This is a genomic window from Erythrobacter sp. HKB08 (genome assembly GCF_004114695.1).
Classification (GTDB): Bacteria; Pseudomonadota; Alphaproteobacteria; order Sphingomonadales; family Sphingomonadaceae; genus Parerythrobacter_A.
In genome coordinates this window covers 2,352,150-2,373,339 of sequence record NZ_CP035310.1, presented here as the reverse complement: position 1 = coordinate 2,373,339, position 21,190 = coordinate 2,352,150, and the positions used below count along the sequence as shown (strand labels likewise).

Annotated in this window: 23 protein-coding genes; 13 read left to right on the top strand and 10 right to left on the bottom strand. The window is 64.7% G+C overall.

What is annotated here, in order from left to right; genetic code table 11:
* Positions 1 to 4: 4 nt before the first annotated feature.
* Positions 5 to 1,453, top strand: a complete 1,449-nt coding sequence (gene cysS, locus EO245_RS11520; RefSeq protein WP_128893062.1) for a cysteine--tRNA ligase — start codon at positions 5 to 7, stop codon at positions 1,451 to 1,453.
* Here the strand turns inward: cysS and EO245_RS11515 are convergent.
* A complete protein-coding gene (locus EO245_RS11515) occupies positions 1,450 to 2,043 on the bottom strand; it encodes a 2OG-Fe(II) oxygenase (RefSeq protein ID WP_128893061.1) in 594 nt (197 codons plus the stop codon). The two genes, cysS and EO245_RS11515, sit on opposite strands and share 4 nt — an antisense overlap.
* A 67-nt stretch (positions 2,044 to 2,110) precedes the next feature.
* Here EO245_RS11515 and EO245_RS11510 point away from each other — a divergent pair, with 67 nt between their 5' ends.
* The 3 genes from EO245_RS11510 to EO245_RS11500 all read left to right on the top strand — a co-directional run bounded on the left by EO245_RS11510 (position 2,111) and on the right by EO245_RS11500 (position 6,302).
* Complete coding sequence (locus tag EO245_RS11510) at positions 2,111 to 3,049, top strand: D-2-hydroxyacid dehydrogenase (protein ID WP_128893060.1); 939 nt, start codon at positions 2,111 to 2,113, stop codon at positions 3,047 to 3,049.
* A 138-nt stretch (positions 3,050 to 3,187) separates the two neighbouring features.
* On the top strand, positions 3,188 to 4,843 hold the full coding sequence (locus EO245_RS11505) for an acetolactate synthase large subunit (protein ID WP_199798652.1): 1,656 nt from the start codon (positions 3,188 to 3,190) through the stop codon (positions 4,841 to 4,843).
* Positions 4,844 to 4,868: 25 nt separating this feature from the next.
* A complete protein-coding gene (locus EO245_RS11500) occupies positions 4,869 to 6,302 on the top strand; it encodes an aldehyde dehydrogenase family protein (RefSeq protein WP_128893058.1) in 1,434 nt (477 codons plus the stop codon).
* On the opposite strand, the gene EO245_RS11495 is transcribed toward EO245_RS11500, so the two are convergent.
* Positions 6,299 to 6,664, bottom strand: coding sequence for a hypothetical protein (locus EO245_RS11495; RefSeq protein WP_128893057.1), 366 nt, complete (start codon positions 6,662 to 6,664; stop codon positions 6,299 to 6,301). The two genes, EO245_RS11500 and EO245_RS11495, sit on opposite strands and share 4 nt — an antisense overlap.
* Entirely contained in the window at positions 6,654 to 6,842 is a 189-nt protein-coding gene (locus tag EO245_RS11490) for a hypothetical protein (RefSeq protein WP_128893056.1), read from the bottom strand. Before EO245_RS11490 ends, EO245_RS11495 begins: the two co-directional genes overlap by 11 nt.
* Before the next feature lie 314 nt (positions 6,843 to 7,156).
* Between EO245_RS11490 and EO245_RS11485 the strand changes: the two genes are divergently transcribed.
* Together EO245_RS11485 and EO245_RS11480 are read left to right on the top strand one after the other, a co-directional pair.
* Positions 7,157 to 7,630 carry a helix-turn-helix transcriptional regulator gene (locus EO245_RS11485; RefSeq protein WP_370246156.1) on the top strand — a complete coding sequence of 158 codons (474 nt, stop codon included), beginning with the start codon at positions 7,157 to 7,159 and terminating at the stop codon, positions 7,628 to 7,630.
* A 67-nt stretch (positions 7,631 to 7,697) separates the two neighbouring features.
* Positions 7,698 to 8,339, top strand: a complete 642-nt coding sequence (locus tag EO245_RS11480) for an MBL fold metallo-hydrolase (RefSeq protein ID WP_128893558.1) — start codon at positions 7,698 to 7,700, stop codon at positions 8,337 to 8,339.
* On the opposite strand, the gene EO245_RS11475 is transcribed toward EO245_RS11480, so the two are convergent.
* Positions 8,336 to 8,731 carry an MAPEG family protein gene (locus tag EO245_RS11475; protein WP_128893054.1) on the bottom strand — a complete coding sequence of 132 codons (396 nt, stop codon included), beginning with the start codon at positions 8,729 to 8,731 and terminating at the stop codon, positions 8,336 to 8,338. The two genes, EO245_RS11480 and EO245_RS11475, sit on opposite strands and share 4 nt — an antisense overlap.
* Positions 8,732 to 8,947: 216 nt before the next feature.
* Here EO245_RS11475 and rpmF point away from each other — a divergent pair, with 216 nt between their 5' ends.
* The 5 genes from rpmF (at position 8,948) to EO245_RS11450 (ending at position 12,108) form a co-directional block, all read left to right on the top strand.
* Positions 8,948 to 9,127: a 50S ribosomal protein L32 gene (gene rpmF, locus EO245_RS11470; RefSeq protein ID WP_128893053.1), complete on the top strand. Its 180-nt coding sequence runs from the start codon at positions 8,948 to 8,950 to the stop codon at positions 9,125 to 9,127.
* 29 nt (positions 9,128 to 9,156) lie between these two features.
* Positions 9,157 to 10,227, top strand: coding sequence for a phosphate acyltransferase PlsX (gene plsX, locus EO245_RS11465; protein ID WP_128893052.1), 1,071 nt, complete (start codon positions 9,157 to 9,159; stop codon positions 10,225 to 10,227).
* Positions 10,224 to 11,189 carry a beta-ketoacyl-ACP synthase III gene (locus tag EO245_RS11460; protein ID WP_128893051.1) on the top strand — a complete coding sequence of 322 codons (966 nt, stop codon included), beginning with the start codon at positions 10,224 to 10,226 and terminating at the stop codon, positions 11,187 to 11,189. Before plsX ends, EO245_RS11460 begins: the two co-directional genes overlap by 4 nt.
* 95 nt (positions 11,190 to 11,284) lie before the next feature.
* On the top strand, positions 11,285 to 11,584 hold the full coding sequence (locus EO245_RS11455) for an integration host factor subunit alpha (RefSeq protein ID WP_128893050.1): 300 nt from the start codon (positions 11,285 to 11,287) through the stop codon (positions 11,582 to 11,584).
* A gap of 17 nt (positions 11,585 to 11,601) precedes the next feature.
* Positions 11,602 to 12,108, top strand: a complete 507-nt coding sequence (locus EO245_RS11450; protein ID WP_128893049.1) for a MerR family transcriptional regulator — start codon at positions 11,602 to 11,604, stop codon at positions 12,106 to 12,108.
* Here EO245_RS11450 and EO245_RS11445 read toward each other — a convergent pair.
* The 5 genes from EO245_RS11445 to EO245_RS11425 all read right to left on the bottom strand — a co-directional run bounded on the left by EO245_RS11445 (position 12,105) and on the right by EO245_RS11425 (position 18,500).
* The gene (locus EO245_RS11445; RefSeq protein WP_128893048.1) at positions 12,105 to 12,845 is read right to left on the bottom strand and encodes a class I SAM-dependent methyltransferase; all 741 of its coding nucleotides are present in this window, start codon (positions 12,843 to 12,845) and stop codon (positions 12,105 to 12,107) included. The two genes, EO245_RS11450 and EO245_RS11445, sit on opposite strands and share 4 nt — an antisense overlap.
* On the bottom strand, positions 12,832 to 16,257 hold the full coding sequence (gene smc / locus EO245_RS11440; protein WP_128893047.1) for a chromosome segregation protein SMC: 3,426 nt from the start codon (positions 16,255 to 16,257) through the stop codon (positions 12,832 to 12,834). Before smc ends, EO245_RS11445 begins: the two co-directional genes overlap by 14 nt.
* Before the next feature lie 30 nt (positions 16,258 to 16,287).
* Positions 16,288 to 17,034 (bottom strand): thioredoxin domain-containing protein, encoded by a 747-nt coding sequence (locus tag EO245_RS11435; RefSeq protein ID WP_128893046.1) that lies wholly within the window; start codon positions 17,032 to 17,034, stop codon positions 16,288 to 16,290.
* Between the two features lie 111 nt (positions 17,035 to 17,145).
* The gene (locus tag EO245_RS11430) at positions 17,146 to 17,823 is read right to left on the bottom strand and encodes a thioredoxin domain-containing protein (RefSeq protein WP_164931312.1); all 678 of its coding nucleotides are present in this window, start codon (positions 17,821 to 17,823) and stop codon (positions 17,146 to 17,148) included.
* 8 nt (positions 17,824 to 17,831) lie between these two features.
* Positions 17,832 to 18,500, bottom strand: a complete 669-nt coding sequence (locus tag EO245_RS11425) for a DUF721 domain-containing protein (RefSeq protein ID WP_128893044.1) — start codon at positions 18,498 to 18,500, stop codon at positions 17,832 to 17,834.
* Positions 18,501 to 18,529: 29 nt separating this feature from the next.
* On the opposite strand from EO245_RS11425, the gene EO245_RS11420 reads away from it, so the two are divergent.
* Positions 18,530 to 19,561, top strand: a complete 1,032-nt coding sequence (locus tag EO245_RS11420) for an A/G-specific adenine glycosylase (RefSeq protein WP_128893043.1) — start codon at positions 18,530 to 18,532, stop codon at positions 19,559 to 19,561.
* On the opposite strand, the gene EO245_RS11415 is transcribed toward EO245_RS11420, so the two are convergent.
* A complete protein-coding gene (locus EO245_RS11415) occupies positions 19,558 to 19,779 on the bottom strand; it encodes a hypothetical protein (RefSeq protein ID WP_128893042.1) in 222 nt (73 codons plus the stop codon). The two genes, EO245_RS11420 and EO245_RS11415, sit on opposite strands and share 4 nt — an antisense overlap.
* 105 nt (positions 19,780 to 19,884) lie before the next feature.
* Here EO245_RS11415 and EO245_RS11410 point away from each other — a divergent pair, with 105 nt between their 5' ends.
* A complete protein-coding gene (locus EO245_RS11410; protein WP_128893041.1) occupies positions 19,885 to 21,189 on the top strand; it encodes a serine hydrolase in 1,305 nt (434 codons plus the stop codon).
* The last annotated feature ends 1 nt before the right edge of the window (position 21,190 follow it).

The window sequence follows — 21,190 nt, the reverse complement described above, 5'->3', positions numbered from 1 at the left end:
AGCCATGAGTGATACGCCTCTCAAGCTGTTCAACAGCCTGACCCGCAGTCTCGAGACGTTCGAGCCCGTCCATCCCGGCGAGGCGCGCGTCTATACCTGCGGGCCGACGGTCTACAACTACCCGCATATCGGCAACATGCGTGCCTATGTCTTCGCCGATATCCTCGGCCGTACGCTGAGCTGGAAGGGCTACAAGCTCACCCACATCATCAACATCACCGATGTCGGCCACCTGACCGACGATGCCGATGCGGGCGAGGACAAGATGGAGAAGATGGCGGCGCAGAAGGCGCAATCGATCTGGGACATCGCGCGCCACTATACCGAGGCTTACTGGGCCGACGTGAAGGCGCTCAACATCCGCGAGCCGGCCAAGTGGTCGGTCGCGACCGATTACATCGACGAGATGATCGAGTTCGCGAAGAGCATTGCCGACAAGCATTGCTACGAGCTTGAAAGCGGGCTCTATTTCGACGTCTCGACGGTCGAGGATTACGGGCGGCTGGCGCGTGCGCAAACCGACGAGGGTGAAAGCCGCATCGGCGATGTCGAAGGCAAGCGCAACGCCGCCGACTTCGCCATCTGGCGCAAGACCCCGGCGGGCGAGAAGCGGCAAATGGAATGGGACAGCCCGTGGGGCAAGGGCGCACCCGGCTGGCACCTCGAATGCTCGGTCATGGGCGAGAAGCTGCTCGGCTTCCCGTTCGACATCCACACCGGCGGGATCGATCACCGCGAGATTCACCACCCGAACGAAATCGCCCAGAACCAGGCGTTCTGCGGCTGTGGCGGGCTGGACGTGGCGACGCATTCAGGCGCGAAGATCTGGATGCACAACAACTTCCTCGTCGAACGATCGGGGAAGATGTCGAAGAGCGCGGGCGAGTTCCTTCGCCTCCAGCTGCTGATCGACAAGGGCTACCACCCGCTCGCCTACCGCATGATGTGCCTGCAGGCGCATTACCGTAGCGAGCTGGAGTTCTCGTGGGACGGGCTCGAAGCCGCGCTGACCCGCCTCAAGCGCATTGTCATGGCGGTCGAGCGTCTGCATGCGCCAGCCGCCCCGAAAACCGACCATCCCAAGTTCGCACCGGCGCTCGAGAAATTCGCCGATGCGATGGCCGATGATCTCAACACGCCGATCGCGCTGACCGCACTGGAAGACGCGCTCGCGGTCAAGAAGGTCGATGCCGGCATCAAGCGCGCGGCTATCGAACGGATGGACAGCGTCCTCGGCCTCGACCTGTTCGGCCTTTCGCGCAAGGACCTGCGTATTCGTCCGAAAAACGCGCAGATTACCGAGGAAGAAATCGAAGCCGAGCTGCTGCGCCGCAAGGAAGCGCGCATGGCAAAGGACTTCGCCACCAGCGACGCCATCCGCGACGAGCTCTCCGCCAAGGGCGTCGAGGTAATGGACGGCGACCCGCTCGGCTGGGAGTGGAAGCTGGGCTAGGCGCGGGGGCGCCTGATCCAGCAATTGATCGAGAAGCGCGCGTCGGCGAAGGCGTTGCCGGGGACCGAAACCGGCCTGACCTCGTGCGGGGCGAAGGACGGGAAGATTGCCAGCCGGTCGTGGACGGGCTCGATCTTCACGCGCTCCTTCGAGCCTATCCCGTGGAGGGCAAGCTGGCCGCCGGTGAAGCCGCGCGGTTCGCGGTGGAAGTAGTAGACCGCACTGACGATACGGTCGCTCTTGCCGCGAGAACTGTCCGTCAGCGTGTCGATATGCTCGGCGAACTTGCCGCCGTCGCGGTGCGCGACGCATTCGAGTTCGAACACCGGGTTTTCGAACGCGCGAATACCGACACTATCGAATATCTCGCGCATCCTGCGGTCGATCGCCTCGCGGAAGGGGCTCGCATTTTCGGTCAAGTCGATCGGGAGCGAAAGCGCACTGCGATACGAGGCGTCGATCGCATATCCTGACTTCGCAGTCACGGCAGCCGGCTCGGCAGCATGTTCGCTCGCCAGGGCAAGCTCCAGCAATTCGCCCGCAGCGCTTTCGCCGAGGAAGCCGTCGATGATCGAATAGCGCGGCAGCATGGTTTTAGCCTTGCGGTCGCGCCATGCATTCGGTCAAGTGGCGCGCAAAGAGAGGACACAGACAGACATGCCGACAGCCGTATTGAGCGCACTCGTTCGCCCGCTTCTCGAACCGCACCTGCCCGAAGGTGTCGACGCTAGGTTCTACAGCTCGGTCGACGAGCTGCACGAGCTTGCCCCGCAGGCGGAAATCGGCTGGTTCGACCTCGACCAGAAAGGGCCGATGATCGAGGCGGTGAAGCGGGCCGAGAATCTCAAGTGGCTCAATTCCATCTATGCCGGGCTCGATTTCCTGCCGCTCGACCTGCTGCTCGAACGCAAGGTGCTGATCACCAACGGCGCGGGGATCAATGCCATCGCCATCGCCGAATATGTCGCGATGATGATCCTCGCATACGCCAAAAACTACCGCGAAGTCGTGCGCGCGCAGGACCGCAAGGAATGGCTGCTCGACAGTCCCGGCAAGATCGAACTGCCCGGCACGCGCGCGCTGCTGCTCGGCTATGGTGCGATCGGCCAGCAGGTGAAGCCGCGCCTCGAAGCCTTCGGGGTGGAGGTCGTGCCGGTCCGGCGCTCTGCAGCCGACGGTGCGCTCGGCCCGGACGAATGGCGTACGCGCCTCGGCGAGTTCGACTGGGTCATCCTCGCCGTGCCTGCGACGCCGGAAACCGACGCAATGATTGGCGCCGACGAACTCGCCGCGATGAAGGACAGCGCGGTGCTGGTGAATGTCGCGCGCGGCGCGGTGGTCGATCAGCCGGCGCTGGTGTCGGCGCTGGAAGCGAAGGCCATCGGCGGCGCGCTGCTCGACGTGACCGAGCCGGAACCACTGCCTTCCGAGCACCCGCTGTGGGGCCTCGAGAACGCGCATATCACCATGCACCTGTCGGGCCGTGCGCAGAACTCGATGTTCCGCCGCTCGGCAGAGCGCTTCGTCACCAATCTCAAGGCCTATCTCGAAGGCGGCGAATTGCATCCGGTGTTCGATCCCCGGCGGGGCTACTGACCGCCATCAAAGGCGGTGACTCCGCGCCCCTCATTTGTTAGGCCAAGCATATAGAGCGGCAGGGAAACCGAGCCGTCGACGGTCGCGCCTGACGAAGCAGGGCAGCTCCAGCACGCTGCCCACGAGGGGGGACTGGCGATGGCCGACAAGAAAAAAGCATCAGACCTGTTTATCGAGTGCCTCGAGGCAGAGGGCGTCGAGTATATTTTCGGCGTGCCCGGCGAGGAGAACCTCGACTTCCTCGAAAGCCTCTCGAATTCCGACAAGATCGAACTGATCCTGACCCGGCACGAACAGGGCGCGGGCTTTATGGCGGCGACCTACGGGCGGCACACCGGCAAGACCGGCGTGTGCATCGCGACGCTCGGCCCGGGCGCGACGAACTTCGTTACCGCAGGCGCCTATGCCCAGCTCGGCGGCATGCCGATGATGATGATCACCGGCCAGAAGCCGATCAAGAAATCGAAGCAGGGCCGCTTCCAGATCCTCGACGTGGTCGACATGATGGGACCGATCACGAAATACGCCTACCAGCTGCATGCGGGCGACAATATCCCGAGCCGCGTGCGCGAGGCCTTCCGCCTTGCCGAAGAGGAAAAGCCCGGCGCGGTCCATCTCGAATTCCCCGAGGATATCGCCGAGGAAATGACCGATGCCGAGCCGATCCCGCGCTCGGTGGCGCGCCGTCCCTCTGCCGAGCCGAAAGCCGTCCGGCTGGCTGTCGAGGCGCTGGAGAAGGCGAAGTCGCCGGTCCTCGTCATCGGCGCGGGCGCGAACCGCAAGATGACCGGGCGCATGCTCTACCAGTTCATCGAGAAGACCGGCATTCCCTTCGTCACGACGCAGATGGGCAAGGGCGTGCTCGACGAACGCCACCCGCTGTTCCTCGGATGCGCGGCGCTGTCGGCGGGCGATTTCTGCCACCGCGCGATCGAGGATTCCGACTGCATCCTCAACATCGGCCATGACGTGATCGAAAAGCCGCCCTTCTTCATGAAGCCGAACGGCGCGACCGTGGTCCATATCTCGAACCGAACGGCAGAGGTCGACCCGGTCTATTTCCCGCAGATTGAGGTCATCGGCGACATCGCCAATGCCATCTGGCAGATAAAGGAAGACATCGTGAAGCAGGGCAAGTGGGAGTTCGACCACATGCTCGAGTATCGCCGCGCGGAAGAAAAGCATGCGCAGCCGCTGATGGACGATGCCCGCTTCCCGATCTTCCCGCCGCATCTCGTCCAGCAGGTGCGCGGCGCGATGCCGGAAGACGGGATCATCTGCCTCGACAACGGGGTCTACAAGATCTGGTTCGCGCGCAATTACACCGCCTACCTTCCGAACACCGTGCTGCTCGACAATGCGCTGGCGACGATGGGCGCGGGCCTGCCGAGCGCGATGATGAGCGCGATGCTCTATCCCGAGCGCAAGGTCATGGCGATCTGCGGCGACGGCGGTTTCATGATGAACAGCCAGGAGATGGAAACCGCGGTGCGCCTCGGCCTCAACGTCACCGTGCTGATCCTGCGCGACGATGCCTACGGGATGATCCGCTGGAAGCAGGCGAACATGGGCTTCAAGGACTGGGGCCTGACCTACGGCAACCCGGATTTCGTGCAATATGCCGAAAGCTATGGCGCCAAGGGGCACCGGGTCGAAAGCGCCGACCACCTGAAGGAAGTGCTGGCGACCTGCCTTTCCACCGACGGGGTGCACCTGATCGACTGCCCGGTCGACTATTCGGAGAACGACAGCATCCTCAATCACGAAATCAAGGAACTGAGCGCAAAGCTCTGAGCTTGTTCAGGAAACGGAGACACAAATGGTCAAGCTCAAGGACACGTACCCGCTCTACCTGAACAACGAGGCCGCGCAGCCGAACACCGATCTCGAAGTGACCGACAAGTTCACCAACGAGGTCGCGTTCCGCACCGCGCTCGCCACGCCCGACATCATCGACCAGGCGATCGTCGGCGCGGTCGAGGCGACCGAACCGATGGCGCGCATGGCGAGCTATGAGCGGCAGGCGGTACTGCAGCACTGTGTCGACCGGTTCGAGGAGCGCTTCGACGAGCTCAGTTATGCGCTGTGCGTCGAGGCGGGCAAGCCGATCAAGGACAGCGAGGGGGAGGTCACCCGTCTGATCGACACCTTCCGCATTGCGGCCGAAGAATCGGTACGCATGTATGGCGAGGCGATGCCGCTCGACATTTCCGAGCGCGCGAAGGGCTACCAGGCGATCTGGAAGCGCTATCCGATCGGGCCGTGCAGCTTCATCTCGCCGTTCAACTTCCCGCTCAACCTTGCCGCGCACAAGATAGCGCCGGCGATTGCGGTCGGTTGCCCGTTCATCATCAAGCCTGCGTCCAAGACCCCGCTCGGCACGATCATCATGGGCGAAATCCTGGCCGAGACGGATATGCCAAAGGGTGCCTTCTCGGTCCTGCCTGCAAGCCGCGACGGGGCCGACCTGTTCACCGTCGACGAGCGGCTGAAACTGCTGAGCTTCACCGGTTCGCCGGGCGTGGGCTGGGACCTGAAGGCGCGCTGCGGGAAGAAGAAGATCGTCCTCGAACTCGGCGGCAACGCCGCGGTGATCATCGACCAGGATGCCGATCTCGATGACGCGCTGGAGCGGGTCATCTTCGGCGCGTTCTACCAATCGGGCCAAAGCTGCATCGGGGTGCAGCGGATCATCATCCACGAAAGCGTCTACGACCGCTTCAAGGAGATGCTGGTCGAGAAGACCAAGTCGCTCGTGGCCGGCGATCCGAAGAACCGCGACACCTTCATCGGTCCGATGATTTCCGAAGGCGAAGCGAAGCGCCTGAAGGGCTGGATCGACGAGGCGGTCGAGGGCGGGGCGAGCCTGCTGTGCGGCGGCAAGCGCGAGGGCAATATGCTCGAGGCGACGCTGCTGGAGAACGTCCACCGCGATGCTGCCGCGCTAAACGAGGAGGCATTCGGGCCGCTCGCGATCCTGCAGAAGTTCTCCGACTTCGACGATGCGCTCGACGAGGTGAACCGCTCGATGTTCGGCCTTCAGGCGGGGATCTTCACCCGCGACCTTTTCAAGATGTTCGATGCATGGGACCGGCTCGAAGTCGGCGGCATCGTGATCAACGACGTGCCGAGCTACCGCGTGGACAACATGCCGTACGGCGGAGTGAAAGATTCCGGAATCGGCCGCGAGGGTATTCGCTTTGCCATGGAAGACATGACCGAAATCCGGAATCTCGTCGTCAGGCGGACCTAGGCCTCTTCGAGCAGCAGCACTTCGCATTCCACCAGCATGCGCGGCTCGGGCACGAGCGTGTGCTCGACGGCGCTAATCGTCGCATCGGCGACCAGGTGACCGGGCAGGGTGAATTCGTGGTCGGGCAGGGCGGCCACCAACGCCTCGCCCGCTTCCACGGCCTCTTCTCCCTCGAACACCAGTCGCAGCGCATGGCGCGAGCCGCTGAAGGTGACGCTCGCCCAGCTGCGCTCGTCATGCTGCATGACCTCGCCGCGCCCGCCTGCAAGCTGCAGTATCGCGCAGCGCAGGCGGTCGGCCGCGGTACGGCGACGCGGGCGGGCCGGGGCTTTGGGGACGGAAACCAGCGCTTCAGCCGACATGGTGCTCTCCCCGGTAGCTGTCCATGAAAGTCCCGACCCGTGCCTGCGTCCCGGCGCGCGGGATGCGGCCATTGCGCAGGTCGAGGACGAACCGTGGATCGTGGGTGGCGAGGCGGCCAAACTTGGTGGCCGGCATTCCCGTTTGGCGCAGGAATTTCTCGATCGATCGGATGAGCATGCGACTCCCTTTTTGCTGGAATGGCGGGCGTCCCGAATGCTGTCCGAGTCGCCCGATGACCCGAGTCGTGATGGGAGAAATCCTACTTGTCTAGGAAAAATACATCGGTTACATAGGAAAAAATCGACGATGAGGACCCTATGTCGAACCCACGTGACCGCTTGCTTGAATTGACCCAGGAGAGGGGCAGTAGCCTCGCCCGCCTGTCCGAGATGATCGGCAGAAATCCAACATATCTCCAACAGTTTATCAAGAAAGGCAGTCCGAGGAAGCTGGAAGAGCGCGATCGCCGCGTCCTCGCGGATTTCTTCGGTGTGCCCGAATCGGAACTCGGCGGGCCGGAGGAAAAATCCTATACGGCGCCCGGGAAAGTGCCGTTGGACAGCGGCTGGGTCGACGTGCCGCGCCTGTCGCTCTCGGCATCTGCCGGGCCGGGTGCGTTCGGCGGGGAGGAGCGCCCGTTCGACAACTTCCGCTTCTCGCAGCGCTGGCTGCGCGAACAGGGCCTCGACGGCTCGCACCTGTCGGCGATCACGGTCGAAGGCGATTCGATGGAGCCGCTGCTACGCGCCGGCGACGAGGTGCTGGTCGATCATTCGCCGCAGCCCTTCCGCGACGGGATCCATGTCGTGCGTCTGGAGGACACGCTGCTCGTCAAACGTGTCGCCGCGCAGGGTGGGGGGCGTTACTCGCTGCTCAGCCAGAACCTCGCTTATCCGCCGCTCGAAGTGAACGCACAGGATATAGAGATCGTCGGCCGCGTCGTTTGGAAGAGCGGACGGCTTTGACGCCTTGCACTGTCCGCCGCGAGAAGCCACATCACGCTCCATGACCGACACGCCGAAACAGCCCGCCATGAAAGCCGCCATCCTTCCGGTGACGCCGTTGCAGCAGAACTGCTCGTTGATCTGGTGCACCAAGACGATGAAGGGCGCGCTGATCGATCCGGGCGGCGACCTGCCCAAGCTGCGCGCCGGGATCGAGAAGGCCGGGGTGGAGATCGAGAAGATCCTCATCACCCACGGTCATATCGACCACTGCGGTGAAAGCGGCATCCTCGCCAAGGAACTCGGCGTACCGATCGAGGGGCCGCACGAGGCCGACCGCTTCTGGATCTCGCGCCTCGACGAGGACGGTGCGCGCTACGGCGTGAACGGGCAGGTGTTCGAGCCCGACCGCTGGCTGGAGGACGGCGACAAGGTCACCGTCGGCGAGCTCGAACTCGACGTGATCCATTGCCCGGGCCATACGCCCGGCCACGTGGTCTTCGTCCATGGGCCGAGCAAGTTCGCCATCGTCGGCGACGTGCTGTTCCAGGGGAGCATCGGGCGCACCGACTTCCCTATGGGCAATCACCAGGACCTGATCGATTCGATCACGAAGAAGCTCTGGCCGCTGGGCGAGGACATCACCTTCATTCCCGGCCACGGCCCGGTCAGCACCTTCGGCCAGGAGCGCAAGACCAACGCCTTCGTGAGCGACTACGCGCTAAGCTAGAGCACTCGCGCGGCGATCAGTACTGCAACGACCGCTAGGCCGAGCTGCGTGAGCATCGTCACCAACACGCCGAACATGCGCGGTTTCGTGCCGGTCTCCGCATCCATGCCGATACCGTGCGCGACGCGGGCGAGCATGTAGATGCCGGCCACCGCGGCGAGCCACCAGTCGCCGCCCTTGCCGGAAATCTCGATCGCCGCGACGAGGACCAGCACGAAGGCGGTGTTCTCGACGAAGTTGAGCTGTGCGCGCATCCGGCGGGTCAGCGGGCCGCCACCGTCGTCGCCGTGAATCACCTTGTACTTCTGGCGATACTGGCCGACGCGGATCGACAGCCAGATGTTGATGATCGCGGCCGCTGCGGCGGCGCAGAGCGTTACTGGTAGCAGCATGAATTCCTCCCCCGGTTGGTGGCGCATGTGCTAAGCCACGGCGCGGTAGGAGGCAATCGGCTTCGAGGAAGGCTTGCATGCACGCGAGAAATCGCTATAGCGCGCGCCTTCACCGTCATGGTCGAGCCATCATGTCGCGCGCCCTTGTGCGCCGGTCAGGCTTCGCCTAGGGCGGCTTACGCAACGAGTTGATCGATTTAAGGAACAGGTGCCGCAATGGCTGTCCCTAAGAGAAAAGTTACGCCTCACCGTCGCGGCAACCGCCGTGCACACGATTCGCTGAAGCCGGAAGCATTCCACGAGTGCTCGAACTGCGGCGAACTCAAGCGCCCGCACAATCTGTGCCCGCACTGCGGTCACTATAACGGCCGCGAAGTCATCGCCGTCGGTCTCTGACCGTCAGCCGATAAACGGAGATTAAGCGCATGAGCCTGCCGCGTATCGCTGTCGATGCGATGGGCGGTGATGAAGGTGTGCGCGTCATGATCGATGGCGCTGCCGAAGCCCGGCGGCGCCATGATCGATTCAAGTTCCTGCTCGTTGGTGACGAGACGCGCATCAAGAAGGCGCTCGACGATCATCCCAACATGCGCGGGGCTTCCGAAATCCTGCATTGCGACGACGTGATCGGCGGCGACGAGCTGCCGAGCCGCGCGATCCGCCGTGCCAAGACGACGTCGATGGGCCTTGCCGTCAACGCGGTGAAGCAGGGCGATGCCGGTGCCGCGGTCAGCGCTGGCAATACCGGCGCGCTGATGGCGATGAGCAAGCTCGCGCTGCGCACCATGCCCGGGATCGACCGGCCCGCGCTCGCCGCGGTCATGCCGACGCTCGAGGAACACGATGTCATCATGCTCGACCTCGGCGCCAATACCGAGGCCGATGCGCGCAACCTCGTCCAGTTCGCGATCATGGGCGCGGCCTATTCGCGCATCCTGACAGGTTTCGACCGTCCGCGCGTGCGCCTGCTCAACATCGGTACCGAGGAAATCAAGGGTACCGAGGCGCTGCGCGATGCAGCGGCCCAGCTGCAGGAAGCGACCGGCCTCGAAATGCGCTTCGACGGCTTCGTCGAGAGCGACAAGATCAACCGCGGTGAAGTCGACGTTGTTGTAACGGACGGCTTTTCGGGCAATATCGCGCTGAAAGCGATCGAGGGCACGGCGCGCTTCGTGACCGACCTGCTGCGCAGCGCCTTCACCAGCTCGCTGCGCTCGAAGATCGGCTTCCTCGTGTCGCGCCCGGCGACAGAGCTGCTGAAGCACCATCTCGACCCGAACAATCACAATGGCGCGGTCTTCCTCGGCCTCAACGGGGTCGTCGTGAAGAGCCACGGCAGCGCGAATGCCGCCGGTGTCGCCAATGCCGTTGCCGTCGCGGCCCGCCTGCTCGAAAACGAACTGACCCAGCGCATCACTGCCGATATGGAAGAGCTCCAGAAGGCCGTCGCCGCAGCGTCTGCAGACGCCGGTGAAGAGGCCGGGGCAAGCGCGTGATCCGCTCGGTCATTCGCGGAAGCGGCTCGGCCCTGCCGGAGCGCGCGGTAACCAACGCCGAGCTTGCCGAGCAAATCGACACCAGCGACGAATGGATCGTCGAGCGCACGGGTATCCGCCAGCGCTATATCGCGGGCGAGGGTGAGACGACCTCGACGCTCGCTACCGCTGCGGCACGCAACGCGCTGGCGATGGCGGGTATCGAGGCGGCCGATATCGACCTCATCATCCTGGCCACGGCAACGCCCGACCACACTTTCCCCGCAAGCGCGACTCAGGTGCAGAAGGCGCTGGGTTGCCGCGGCGGCATCGCTTTCGATGTCCATGCGGTGTGCTCGGGCTTCCTCTACGCGCTGGGTACTGCCGATTCGATGCTTCGCACCGGCATGGCGAAAAAGGCGCTGGTGATCGGCGCGGAAACCTTCAGCCGCATCCTCGACTGGGACGACCGGACCACATGCGTCCTGTTCGGCGACGGTGCGGGCGCTATCGTTCTCGAGGCGCAGGACTGCGAAGAGGACGGACCCGGCATCCTCGCAACCAGGCTGCACGCCGACGGGGAGCACAAGGAATTGCTCTATGTCGACGGCGGTCCTTCGACTACCGGGACGGTCGGCAAGCTGCGCATGAAGGGCCGCGAGGTCTTCCGTCATGCCGTTGTAAACCTTGCAGATGTTCTCGGCGAAACGCTCGATGCGGTGGGCATGGAGCCGGCCGATATTGACTGGGTCGTTCCGCACCAGGCCAATGCCCGCATCCTCGATGCAACCGCTCGCAAGCTCGGGCTGCCGGCGGAAAAGGTCATCGTCACGGTCGACCGGCACGCCAACACTTCGGCCGCTTCGGTACCCCTCGCATTCGATGCCGGCATGCGCGACGGGCGCATCAAGCGCGGCGATCTGGTGATGTTCGAAGCCATGGGCGGCGGCTTCACCTGGGGGGCTTCGCTCGCCCGAATCTAGCAATTGTTGGTGAAAAGCCGCCATCCCATTGCAAATTAGACAAATTTTGATAGGCTTGCCTCATCTTTCGGGTCGCGTCGAAAGGGAGTGGGAACATGACGCGTTCGATGAGTACGCTGACCCGCGCGGATCTGGCCGAAACCATCAATAGAAAAATGGGCTTTTCGCGCGCCGAGTCGCTCGATCTGGTCGAGTCGATTCTCGACCACATGGGCAATGCGCTCGAAGGCGGCGAGAACGTCAAGATTTCCGGATTCGGCAGTTTCGTCCTGCGCGACAAGAAGGAGCGCATCGGCCGCAACCCGAAAACCGGTGTAGAAGTCCCGATTACCCCGCGCCGGGTGATGACGTTCCGTGCTAGTCAGCTCCTCAAGGAAAAAATCGCCAAGGGCTGATTGCCGAGGGGACATAGATGAGCGCGGAGTTCGACGACGGTAAGGACGACGGTGCGCTGCGCACCATCGGGGAAGTCAGCAAGGCGCTCGATATCAAGACCCATGTGCTGCGCTATTGGGAGCAGCAGTTCCCTATGCTCCAGCCGCTCAAGCGCAGCGGCGGACGGCGCTACTATCGTTCCGAAGACGTCGAACTCGTCGAAACGATCGACCGGCTGGTCAATCGGCAAGGCTACACGCTGAAAGGCGCGCGCCAGGTCATCGAGGACGGCAGCGCCGACGCAGTTACCGACGCAGCTCCCGTAACGCAGGCGAAAGAGCCTGTGGAACCGGCCCCGGCCCCGGTGGTCGATGCGCCGGTCGCACAAGACGGCGGACTGTCCGATTTCTTCGGCAAACCGAGCGAACCGGCCACTTCGGTTGCCGATACGCGTGACGCAGCAGACGCCGACACGTCGTCACCCGAAGTCGTCGCGAAGCTGAAGGACATCCGCGCGAAACTGGCCGCAGCGCTCGAAAGCTAATCGCCGGCAGGCTTGCGGCCGCAAACCCCGCTGGCGCACCCAAAAAAGAACCGCCGGAACTCGACTTCGAGGCCTTGCGCCGCGAGATCCTCCGCAAAGCCGCGCGCATCGCCGAAATTGGTGCTGTAAGTGCCGATCATCGAAAAATCCCGCGCGCCTTGCAGGAACAATCTCTCGACCAGCGGCAGCACGAATTTGAGGTGCAGCAGGTAAAGCGGGCGAAGGATCCAGCCTTTCGGATCGGAAGCCTCGATATAGGCGAACTGCCCACCCGGCTTCAGAACACGAGCGGTAAGCGCGGCGAGACGCGCGTGCTGGCTGCGGTCGAATGTCTTGATGCCGAATGTCGACAGGACGAAGTCGGCGCTGTCGGCTGGCAGCCTGCTTTCGAGCACATCGTCTTCGATGAATTCGATCTTCTCCGCCCGCATGGCGTGGAGGCGCTCCACAGCGCGCTTGTGCATGCCCGAGGAGATATCGACCGCGACGATGGAATCGACCTGCGGGAAACGTTCGAGCAGGTGCGGCCACGCTTCCCCGGTTCCTGCCATCAGGTCGTAGCCGCTCACCGGGCCATCGGGCAGATCGAGCATGGCAACGCATTGCCTGCGCCAACGCTCGGTAAAGCCCATCGAACAGACGTAGGAAAAGGCGATGTATTTTCCCGAACACCGGTCGAACACGCCTTTCACATAGGCAGGATCGTAAATGTCCTGCGGGACGTCACTCGGCGGCAAGCAGTTCCTCCGCCGCACCCAGGTCGACGCTGACGAGGCGGCTGACGCCCTTCTCGATCATGGTCACGCCGAACAGCCGGTGCATGCGGCTCATCGTCACTGCATTGTGTGTGACAATCAGGTAGCGGGTGCTGGTCTCGCGCGTCATCGCGTCGAGCAGGTCGCAGAAACGGTCGATATTGGCATCGTCGAGCGGCGCGTCGACCTCGTCGAGCACGCAGATCGGCGCCGGGTTGGTGAGGAACAGCGCGAAGATCAGCGCGATGGCGGTCAGTGCCTGTTCGCCGCCCGACAGCAGCGTCAGCGACTGGAGGCGCTTGCCCGGCGGCTGGGCGAAAATCTCAAGCCCGGCTTCGAGCACGTCGTCGCTATCGATCAGCGCGAGATGCGCCTGGCCGCCCTGGAAGAGCTGCTTGAACAGGCGCTGGAAGTGTTCGTTGACCTGCTCGAAAGCCGCTTTCAGCCGCTCGCGGCCTTCGCGATTGAGGCTGCCGATGCTGCCGCGCAGCCGGTTGACCGCTTCGGCAAGTTCGGCTTGCTCGGCGGCGCTGGAGCCGTGTTCTTCCTCGATCCGCGACAGCTCTTCGGCTGCGACGAGGTTGACCGGTCCGATCCGCTCGCGGCTGGCGTTGAGCTTTTCCAGCTCCTCGCCCTCGAGGCCCGCATTGCGGATCGTTTCGGGGTCGAATGCGAATTTCTCGGCCAGCATCGGCGGCGGGCACTGGAAACGCTCGCCCGAAACGCGGGCCATCTCGCTGCGGCGCGCTTCCTCGTTCTCGGCCCGGGCGGCGAGCCCTGCGCGGCTCTCGCGCGCAGTGGCCAGCGCCTCGTTGGCTTCGCCAAATGCGCGGTCGGCCGCGTCCGAGGCCTGCTGCGCCTGCGCGACCACCGCTTCGGCGGCGGCAAGTTCCTTGCCGAGCCTCTCGCGCACGGTGTCGCCCTGTTCGATCTCGCGCATCAGACCTTCCGGCTTGGCCGCGAAGACGGCGCGCTCTTCCTCGATTTCCTCGAACCGGCGGGCCATGTCCGACAGGCGGCGGGCCGCCTCGCTCGAGCGCGCTTCCCAGTTCGCCTTGTCGCTGCGCTGCGCGGCGACGCGTTCGCGTGCCACGGCGAGCGCCTGGTCGTGTCCGGCGAGGTTCGCGGTTGCCGCCTGCATGGCCGAGCGCGCGGCATCGTTCTTCGCCTGTGTGGCTTCGAGCGAGGCGCGACCGGCTTCCGGGTCGGGCAGGGCATCGCGCTTTTCGATCGCCGACTGCTTGTCTGCCTCCGCTTGCTTGCGCTGTTCGGCGAGGTCCTGTTCCGAGCGGGCCAGTTCCTCGAGACGGGCGGCAAGGCGCTCGCGCGCAGCTTCGGCCTGGTCGAGTTCGCGCAAGGCAAGGCGTTCGGCCTCCGATGCCTCGGATACGCCGCGCTCGATCGCGACGAGGTCGCGCTGGAGCTGCGACAGGTCTTCTTGGGCCGAGGACTGGCGCTTTTCGGCGGCCTTTGCGGCATCGCGCAGGGCGGGCAGTTGCTTCTCCAGCTGGGCGAGGCGGTTCTCCGCTTCGAGCCGCGCCGCTTCGGCAGCCCCTTCGCCGCGTGCCACGAAGCCGTCCCACCGGCGCAGGTGGCCTGCCTTCGTAACGAGCCATTCGCCCGGCGCGAGCGTACGCCCATCGTCGCTTTCGGCGACATGGACCAGCGCGAGGCGCGCGGCCAATTGCGAGGGGCAGGCGGTCACATGGTCGGCAAGGCTGTCGGACACGGGCGAGGGCGCCTGGCTCCCGGTCCAGTAGCGTCCTTCCGCATCGCCTTCGGGAGCGCCGAGCGGCGTCTTGCCATCGCGGCCGAGGACGGCGGCTAGCGCGCGCTCGTAACCCGGCTCGGCGCGAAGCTCGTCGAGTGCGACCGGCTTGCCTTGCCGCGCGGCGCGCTGCTTCTCGCGCGCATCGCGGTCGCGGACCAGCGCCTGGTATTCGCGTTCGACACCGGCAAGCTCGGCGCGGGCGGTGGCGAGCGCATCGCCGGCCTCGTCGCGTGCAGCCTGCAGGTCGGACTTCTTCGCCTGCATCGAAGCAAGTTTCTCGCGGATTTCGCCGAGAGCCTTGCCCGCATCCTCGCTGGCTCGCCGCGCCTCCTCGACGCGCTTTTCGGGATCGCCCTGCGCCGACAGTTCCTCGCGCTGGTTCGCGAGCCGCGCCTTTTCGGCGTCGAGCCTTTGGAGGCGGGTGTCGGCTTGCGAAATCTCTGCCTCGGCGACGCGCCACTCGGCCTCGACGCCCGCATGATCCGCGGTTGCCTTGGCCAGCGCCAGTTCGGCAGCGCGGCTGGCGCGTTCGGCATCCTCTACGGCCGCGGCAAGGGCAGGGCGGCGCTGCTCGTCCGCCTCGAGGGTCCTGGCGTTGGCGGAAAGCTCGCGTTCGAGGCGAGCAAGCGCCTCGGCCGCATCCTTGGTCAGCCGGTCCGCCTCGCCGCGATCTTCCTCGAGACGCTGTTTCTGGCGGTCGAGGTCGGCAAGGCGCTGTTCGGCGGCTTCGAGCTGGCTGGTGAGCGCCGCCATGCGGTGGCCGTGCGCGGTCGAATCGTCACGCCGGTCCTGCATTTCCTCGCGTGCGTCGGCGAGCGCCTTCGCGGCGGCGTGCTGGGCCTTCTGCGCCTCGTCGCTCGCCTGCTTGGCCTTAGTAACCGCGTCTTCGGCCTGCTTGGCTTCGGCGCGCGCGGCTTCGGCAGCGGCGGCGGCATCGCGCCATCGGGCAAACAGCAGCCGCGCCTCGGCCGTGGTGATCTGTTCGGTGAGCTTGGTGTAGCGTTCCGCCTGCTTCGCCTGGCGGCGCAACGAGGCCATCTGGCTATCTAGCCCCGCCATGAGGTCTTCGAGCCGGGCCAGGTTCGCCTCGGTCTGGCGCAGCTTGCTCTCGGCGTCCTTGCGGCGAACATGGAGGCCGGCGATGCCGGCTGCTTCCTCAAGCATCTGGCGCCGCTCGACCGGCTTTGCCGCAATGACCTGTGCGATCTTGCCCTGGCTGACGAGTGCGGGGCTGTGCGCACCGGTCGCGGCATCGGCAAAGGTCAGCGCGACGTCCTTCGCCCGCACGTCGTTCCCGTTGACGCGGTAGGCGCTGCCCGCACCGCGTTCGATCCTGCGAGTGACGTTCAGTTCCTCGCCGTAGTCGTCCTCTGCATGGAGGACGACTTCGGCAAAATCGCGCGGCGGGCGCTGTTCGGTCCCTGCGAAGATCACGTCTTCCATCCCGCCCGAGCGCATGGACTTGGGCGAGTTCTCGCCCATCACCCAGCGGATTGCCTCGAGCAGGTTGGACTTGCCGCAACCGTTAGGCCCGACGACGCCCGTCAGGCCCGGTTCGATGCGCAGTTCGGCAGGTTCGACGAAGCTCTTGAAGCCGCTTAACTTGAGCTTCTTGATGAGCATCGCCGGTCCCGTTCCCCCTCCGCGCCCGGCTTACCGGGCGCCAGCGGCCTGGATCAGCGGCTCGATCGAGGTCCAGCTATTCGCATCGACCTTCCTGCCGTTGATGAAGAAGGTCGGCGTCCCTTCGACCCCGAACTCACGCGACTGGTTCGCGGAGTTCTCTGCGATCTTGGTGTAGGCGGCCTCGTCGGCAAGGCACTGGCGCGCCTGGTCGGCGCTGAGCCCGCGAGCGGCGAAGAAATCGAAGTAGTTGCCGATCTGCGCGACCTGCACCAGCCGCTGTTCGGGCGGCAGCGTCAGCGCCTGTTCGACCGCGCCGCTGTTCTCGATAATCGGGGTCAGCACGCTTTCGAGGTTCGTCCACACCTGGTCGGCCAGCGGGTGGAAGGCTTCCTTCGTGCCGCAGCGTGCCAGCGTCGCCAGCGCGAGGTCGTGCGGGCCGTGGATCTGGTTGCGCAGTTCGAAGCTGACGCGGCCCGAATTGACATATTCGCTCTTCAGCTGTTCCGCGCCGTTCGCGGCGAAGGCCGCACAGGCCGGGCAGGTGAGCGAGGCATATTCGACGACCTTGATCGGCGCATCGGGGTTACCGAGCATGTAGCCGTCGTATTCGGTGATCGTGACCGTGTCGGTCCACTGCGTGCCTTCGGGCGCGGCGATCGGATCGATCGGATCGCCTTCGGCAACTTCGTCTTCCCCGTTCGAGCCACATGCGGCGAGCGCGAGGGCGAGGGGAGCGGCGAGGGCGGTGAAGGCAATGCGGCGCAGTGTCGTCATGAATCCTGATCCTTGGGTCAATTGTTCGAAGCTATCGGATGATCCGGGGGTGGTGAAGGAGAGGCGGAGCCATTTGGGAGGCTTTCCACAGCTTCTCCCTAGGCTTGTGGCCTAGAAACGCGTTTTCAAGGCTGTTTCGAGCTCGGGCCAGCCGTGCACGCCGTCTAGCCGTTCGCCGTCGATAGCGAAGCTGGGCGTGCTGCGGACGCCGAATTGCTCGAAATCGGCCTGCGAATTCGCCTCCAGCCGGTCGGCGAGCGCCTGGTCGGCAAGGCAGCGATCGATCGTCGGGCGAGTGTAGCCGCGCGATTCCATCAGGCCGTAGAATCCGAAGTCGTTGGCGATGGCGCGCCGTGCGGCGGATTTGTCGGCGACCATCCAACGGGCGACCTGCACCTGCGTCGCGCGCTGGGCGATCGGCAGCCAGCTGCGCTGCGTGGTCATGAACATGGTGTGGTTGCGCACGAACTTGTCCGTATCGCCGCACTGGACGAGCATGGTCGCCACGAGGTCGATCGGGTTGCGGATCACCGGGCGCACTTCCATCTTCAGCTTGCCGGAGCCGATATAGGCGAGCTGCAGTGCCGGTTCGCCCTGGATGGTGAAGGTCGCGCAATGCGGGCAAGTGTAGCTGACGAAGCTCGTCAGCCGGACCTCGGCTTCCGGGTTGCCGACCGTGGTCGCGCGGTCGCTTTGCGAAATCGTCGCGTGCCACGGCGAGCTGGAGGCGATTCCGAAAGTCGCCGCCGCCATCATGGTGGCAATCTTCAGCGTACGCAGGCGTTTCATCGACCGAGTCATTCCTTCTCGTCTTCTTTCCCACCAAGGCTGCGCGCGAGCGATTCGAGCACGGTGCGCAGTTCCGGGTCGCCTATATCGCGCAAGCTGTCCCCCAATTCCATCGGTATCGGCATGAGCGAGGGAGGCGCCTTGGGCTTTTCAGCACTTGGCTTCTTAACCGCGCCTTGCCGTATCTTGACCCGCGAGACGGCGTTGTAGCCGAAGAAGCGGTTCACCCGCTCGATAATCTCCGGGATGATGTGCTGGATGAGCGGCGCATGGGCCGGGGTCACGACAAGCTGGAGGATGCCTTCCGACTTCTCGCCGGGCGGGAAGCGGATGGCTTCGGGCGAGCAGACCATCGCGTGGGTCTCGCCGACGATTTCGGGCCAGCGGGTGACCACGCTCGACTGGACGAAACCGAAGCGACGGAAGGCGGTTCGCCCGATCTGCGGCATGAGTTCCGAAATCGGCTTCGCAGCCCCGCCGCGCGGCCGCTCATAGGGCCTGACCTTCGAGGAGGCCTTGCGTTGTTTTTCGCGGCCTACCGCTTCGCTACTTGAGGCGTTGCTTTGTTTCTCGCGGCCTACCGCTTCGCTGCTTGAGGCCTTGCGTTGTTTCTCGCGGCCTACCGCTTCGCTACTTGAGGCCTTGGAGCCCTTCTTCTGGTCTGCGTCCCGTTCCATTGCGCCAAAGCCCATGCCATAGGCGCGGCGTGACTGCCAGCGCTGCCGACATCTCCCGCGATCTCCTCGACTGGTACGACCGCCATGCGCGCGACCTGCCCTGGCGTGCGCAGCCCGGCGATCCGGCGCCCGATCCCTATCACGTGTGGCTGTCGGAAGTAATGCTCCAGCAGACCACGGTCGCGGCGGTGAAGCCCTATTTCGCGAAGTTCACTTCGACCTGGGTGGACGTGCACGCACTCGCCGCCGCGCCGGAGGAGGAGGTGATGGCTGCCTGGGCCGGCCTCGGATATTACTCGCGGGCGCGCAACCTGGTGAAGGCTGCAAAAGTGCTGGCGGAGCGTGGCAGCTTCCCGCGCACCGAGGCAGAGCTGCGCGAGCTACCGGGCCTCGGCGCCTATACTGCCGCCGCGATCGCCGCGATCGCTTTCGGTGAACGGGCCGTGGTGGTCGATGCCAATGTCGAGCGGGTGGTCGCGCGATTGTTCGCCATTTCCGAGCCGCTACCCAAGGCGCGCAAGGCGATCCGCGAGAAAGCGGAACTCATCACGCCGCACGAACGCGCAGGCGATTTCGCACAGGCGATGATGGACCTCGGTTCCTCGATCTGCACAGCTCGGGACCCGAAGTGCCTGCTGTGCCCGCTCGCGAACGATTGCGATGCGCGGGCAGAGGGCGATTCCGCGCGCTATCCGGTCAAACCGCCGAAGAAGGCGAAGCCGCTACGCAGGGGCGAAGCCTACTGGATCGAGCGGGATAACGCCGTGTGGCTGGTCAAAAGGCCCGGAACCGGGATGCTCGGCGGGATGCGGTCGCTACCCGACGATGGCTGGAGCGCGAAGGGAGATGGCTCGGCATCGCGTCCGGTCGAGGGGGACTGGGAGAATGCGGGGCTGGTGCGCCACTCCTTCACCCATTTCGACCTGGAGCTCTCGGTCCTCAGAACCGAAGGCGCCGACCCGGCTGTCGAAGGCGAATGGTGGCCGCTCGAAAGAATCGAGGAGGCCGGGCTACCGACCCTGTTTGCCAAGGCAGCCCGGCTCGTCCTCGCTGCCGGTTAAAGCAGCCCGCCGCCGATCCACAGACGGATCACCGCCACGATGAATACGAAGAAGCAGAAGTTGCGCCCGCCGTTGCTGGACGAGAGCGCCCCGATGCCAGCGCCGAGCACGGCGATGGGCAGGACGATCCAGTTGCCCCAGCCGAGCAGCGGGATGGCGGATGGGATGGCGAGGATCAGGGCGACGAGGCCGATCAGGAAGGAAAGAATGTTCAGCATGTGTCTTATATGGGTAATACACAACGAGCATTCAAGCAGGTGATTGACCCGCTCCGGCTCATGAAGCACACGATGCGCAAACAAGATTTCGAAAGAGGACCTGACATGGCTTATCGCAGCTTCACCGACCCCGTGCTTTCGCGGCGCACTCTCCTGCGCGGGACCGCGATGCTGGGCGCAGGCGCGGCGCTTTCCTCGCTCCCGTTCGGCCGTGCGGCATTTGCCCATGCGGGCCACTGGCCGAATGTGATGTCGACGGTCGAGGAATATGTTTCGAGCGGCAAGGTCGCCAACATGGTCGCGATCATGGGCTTCGGGCAGAACAATGCCGACGTGATCGCGCGTGGCACGCTGGCCAAGGGCGGGGCGACTGCTGCGGATGGCGATAGCCTCTATCGCATCTATTCGCAGACCAAGCCCATCACCGGCGTGGCCGCCATGATGCTGGTCGAAGACGGCAAGCTCGGCCTCGACCAGCCGATCGCCGACTTCATCCCGGCTTTCGGCGAGATGATGGTCCAGAAGGAATACGACGGCAGCATCGGTCCGGAAAACCTCGAGCCGGCGAAGACGCAAATCACCGCGCGCATGCTGATGACGCACACGGCGGGCCTCGGCTACGGCATTATCCAGCGTGGCCCGATCCAGAAGGCTTACGAGGAAAAGGGCCTGATCCCCGGACAGGTCAGCCGCATCCCGATCCCCGGCATGGGCCGCGGCACGCCGACCGACAGCCTCGAGAAGTTCGCCGACGGCATCGCTTCCATGCCGCTGGTCTACCAGCCGGGCACTAAATGGAGCTACTCGGTCGGTCTCGACGTGCTTGGCCGCGTGATCGAGGTCGCCTCGGGCATGCCGTTCGACAAGTTCCTGCACGAGCGCCTGTTCAAGCCCTGCGGGATGGAGAGCACCTGGTTCCGCGTGCCGGAAAGCGAAGTTTCGCGCTTCACGACCAACTACGGCGTGGTCAACGGCACGCTGTTCCCGATCGATCCGGCGGCAAGCTCGATCTACCTCGACGAGCCGGGCTTCCCCTTCGGCGGGGCGGGTCTCGTCTCCAGCCCGAACGACTACGACCGCTTCCTGCGCATGCTGGTTGGCAAGGGGATGATCGACGGCAACCGCGTCATGGGTGAAGCGGCCGTGAAAATGGCGACCTCCAACCTGCTGCCCGAAGGTGCCGATCTCAAGGGCACATGGGTCGAGGGCCAGCTGTTCGGCGCGGGCGGCCGCGTGCAGGGCACTGCATTCGGCTGGGGCGGCGCGGCAGGCACCGCCGGTTTCATCGACATGGCGAGCGGGCTGCGCGCAGCCAATTACACGCAATACATGCCGTCCGATGCCTATCCCATCCAGCGGGGCTTCCCCGATATCGTGATGAAGGATCTCGCCCTCAGGGCCGAGGGTTGAG

Excerpts from the sequence above, each read along its gene's own strand:
- cysS (WP_128893062.1), top strand. The coding sequence starts at position 5 with ATGAGTGATACGCCTCTCAAGCTGTTCAACAGCCTGACCCGCAGTCTC.
- EO245_RS11515 (WP_128893061.1), bottom strand. The coding sequence starts at position 2,043 with ATGCTGCCGCGCTATTCGATCATCGACGGCTTCCTCGGCGAAAGCGCT.
- EO245_RS11510 (WP_128893060.1), top strand. The coding sequence starts at position 2,111 with ATGCCGACAGCCGTATTGAGCGCACTCGTTCGCCCGCTTCTCGAACCG.
- EO245_RS11505 (WP_199798652.1), top strand. The coding sequence starts at position 3,188 with ATGGCCGACAAGAAAAAAGCATCAGACCTGTTTATCGAGTGCCTCGAG.
- EO245_RS11500 (WP_128893058.1), top strand. The coding sequence starts at position 4,869 with ATGGTCAAGCTCAAGGACACGTACCCGCTCTACCTGAACAACGAGGCC.
- EO245_RS11495 (WP_128893057.1), bottom strand. The coding sequence starts at position 6,664 with ATGTCGGCTGAAGCGCTGGTTTCCGTCCCCAAAGCCCCGGCCCGCCCG.
- EO245_RS11490 (WP_128893056.1), bottom strand. The coding sequence starts at position 6,842 with ATGCTCATCCGATCGATCGAGAAATTCCTGCGCCAAACGGGAATGCCG.
- EO245_RS11480 (WP_128893558.1), top strand. The coding sequence starts at position 7,698 with ATGAAAGCCGCCATCCTTCCGGTGACGCCGTTGCAGCAGAACTGCTCG.
- EO245_RS11475 (WP_128893054.1), bottom strand. The coding sequence starts at position 8,731 with ATGCTGCTACCAGTAACGCTCTGCGCCGCCGCAGCGGCCGCGATCATC.
- rpmF (WP_128893053.1), top strand. The coding sequence starts at position 8,948 with ATGGCTGTCCCTAAGAGAAAAGTTACGCCTCACCGTCGCGGCAACCGC.
- plsX (WP_128893052.1), top strand. The coding sequence starts at position 9,157 with ATGAGCCTGCCGCGTATCGCTGTCGATGCGATGGGCGGTGATGAAGGT.
- EO245_RS11455 (WP_128893050.1), top strand. The coding sequence starts at position 11,285 with ATGACGCGTTCGATGAGTACGCTGACCCGCGCGGATCTGGCCGAAACC.
- EO245_RS11450 (WP_128893049.1), top strand. The coding sequence starts at position 11,602 with ATGAGCGCGGAGTTCGACGACGGTAAGGACGACGGTGCGCTGCGCACC.
- smc (WP_128893047.1), bottom strand. The coding sequence starts at position 16,257 with ATGCTCATCAAGAAGCTCAAGTTAAGCGGCTTCAAGAGCTTCGTCGAA.
- EO245_RS11435 (WP_128893046.1), bottom strand. The coding sequence starts at position 17,034 with ATGACGACACTGCGCCGCATTGCCTTCACCGCCCTCGCCGCTCCCCTC.
- EO245_RS11430 (WP_164931312.1), bottom strand. The coding sequence starts at position 17,823 with ATGAAACGCCTGCGTACGCTGAAGATTGCCACCATGATGGCGGCGGCG.
- EO245_RS11425 (WP_128893044.1), bottom strand. The coding sequence starts at position 18,500 with ATGGAACGGGACGCAGACCAGAAGAAGGGCTCCAAGGCCTCAAGTAGC.
- EO245_RS11415 (WP_128893042.1), bottom strand. The coding sequence starts at position 19,779 with ATGCTGAACATTCTTTCCTTCCTGATCGGCCTCGTCGCCCTGATCCTC.
- EO245_RS11410 (WP_128893041.1), top strand. The coding sequence starts at position 19,885 with ATGGCTTATCGCAGCTTCACCGACCCCGTGCTTTCGCGGCGCACTCTC.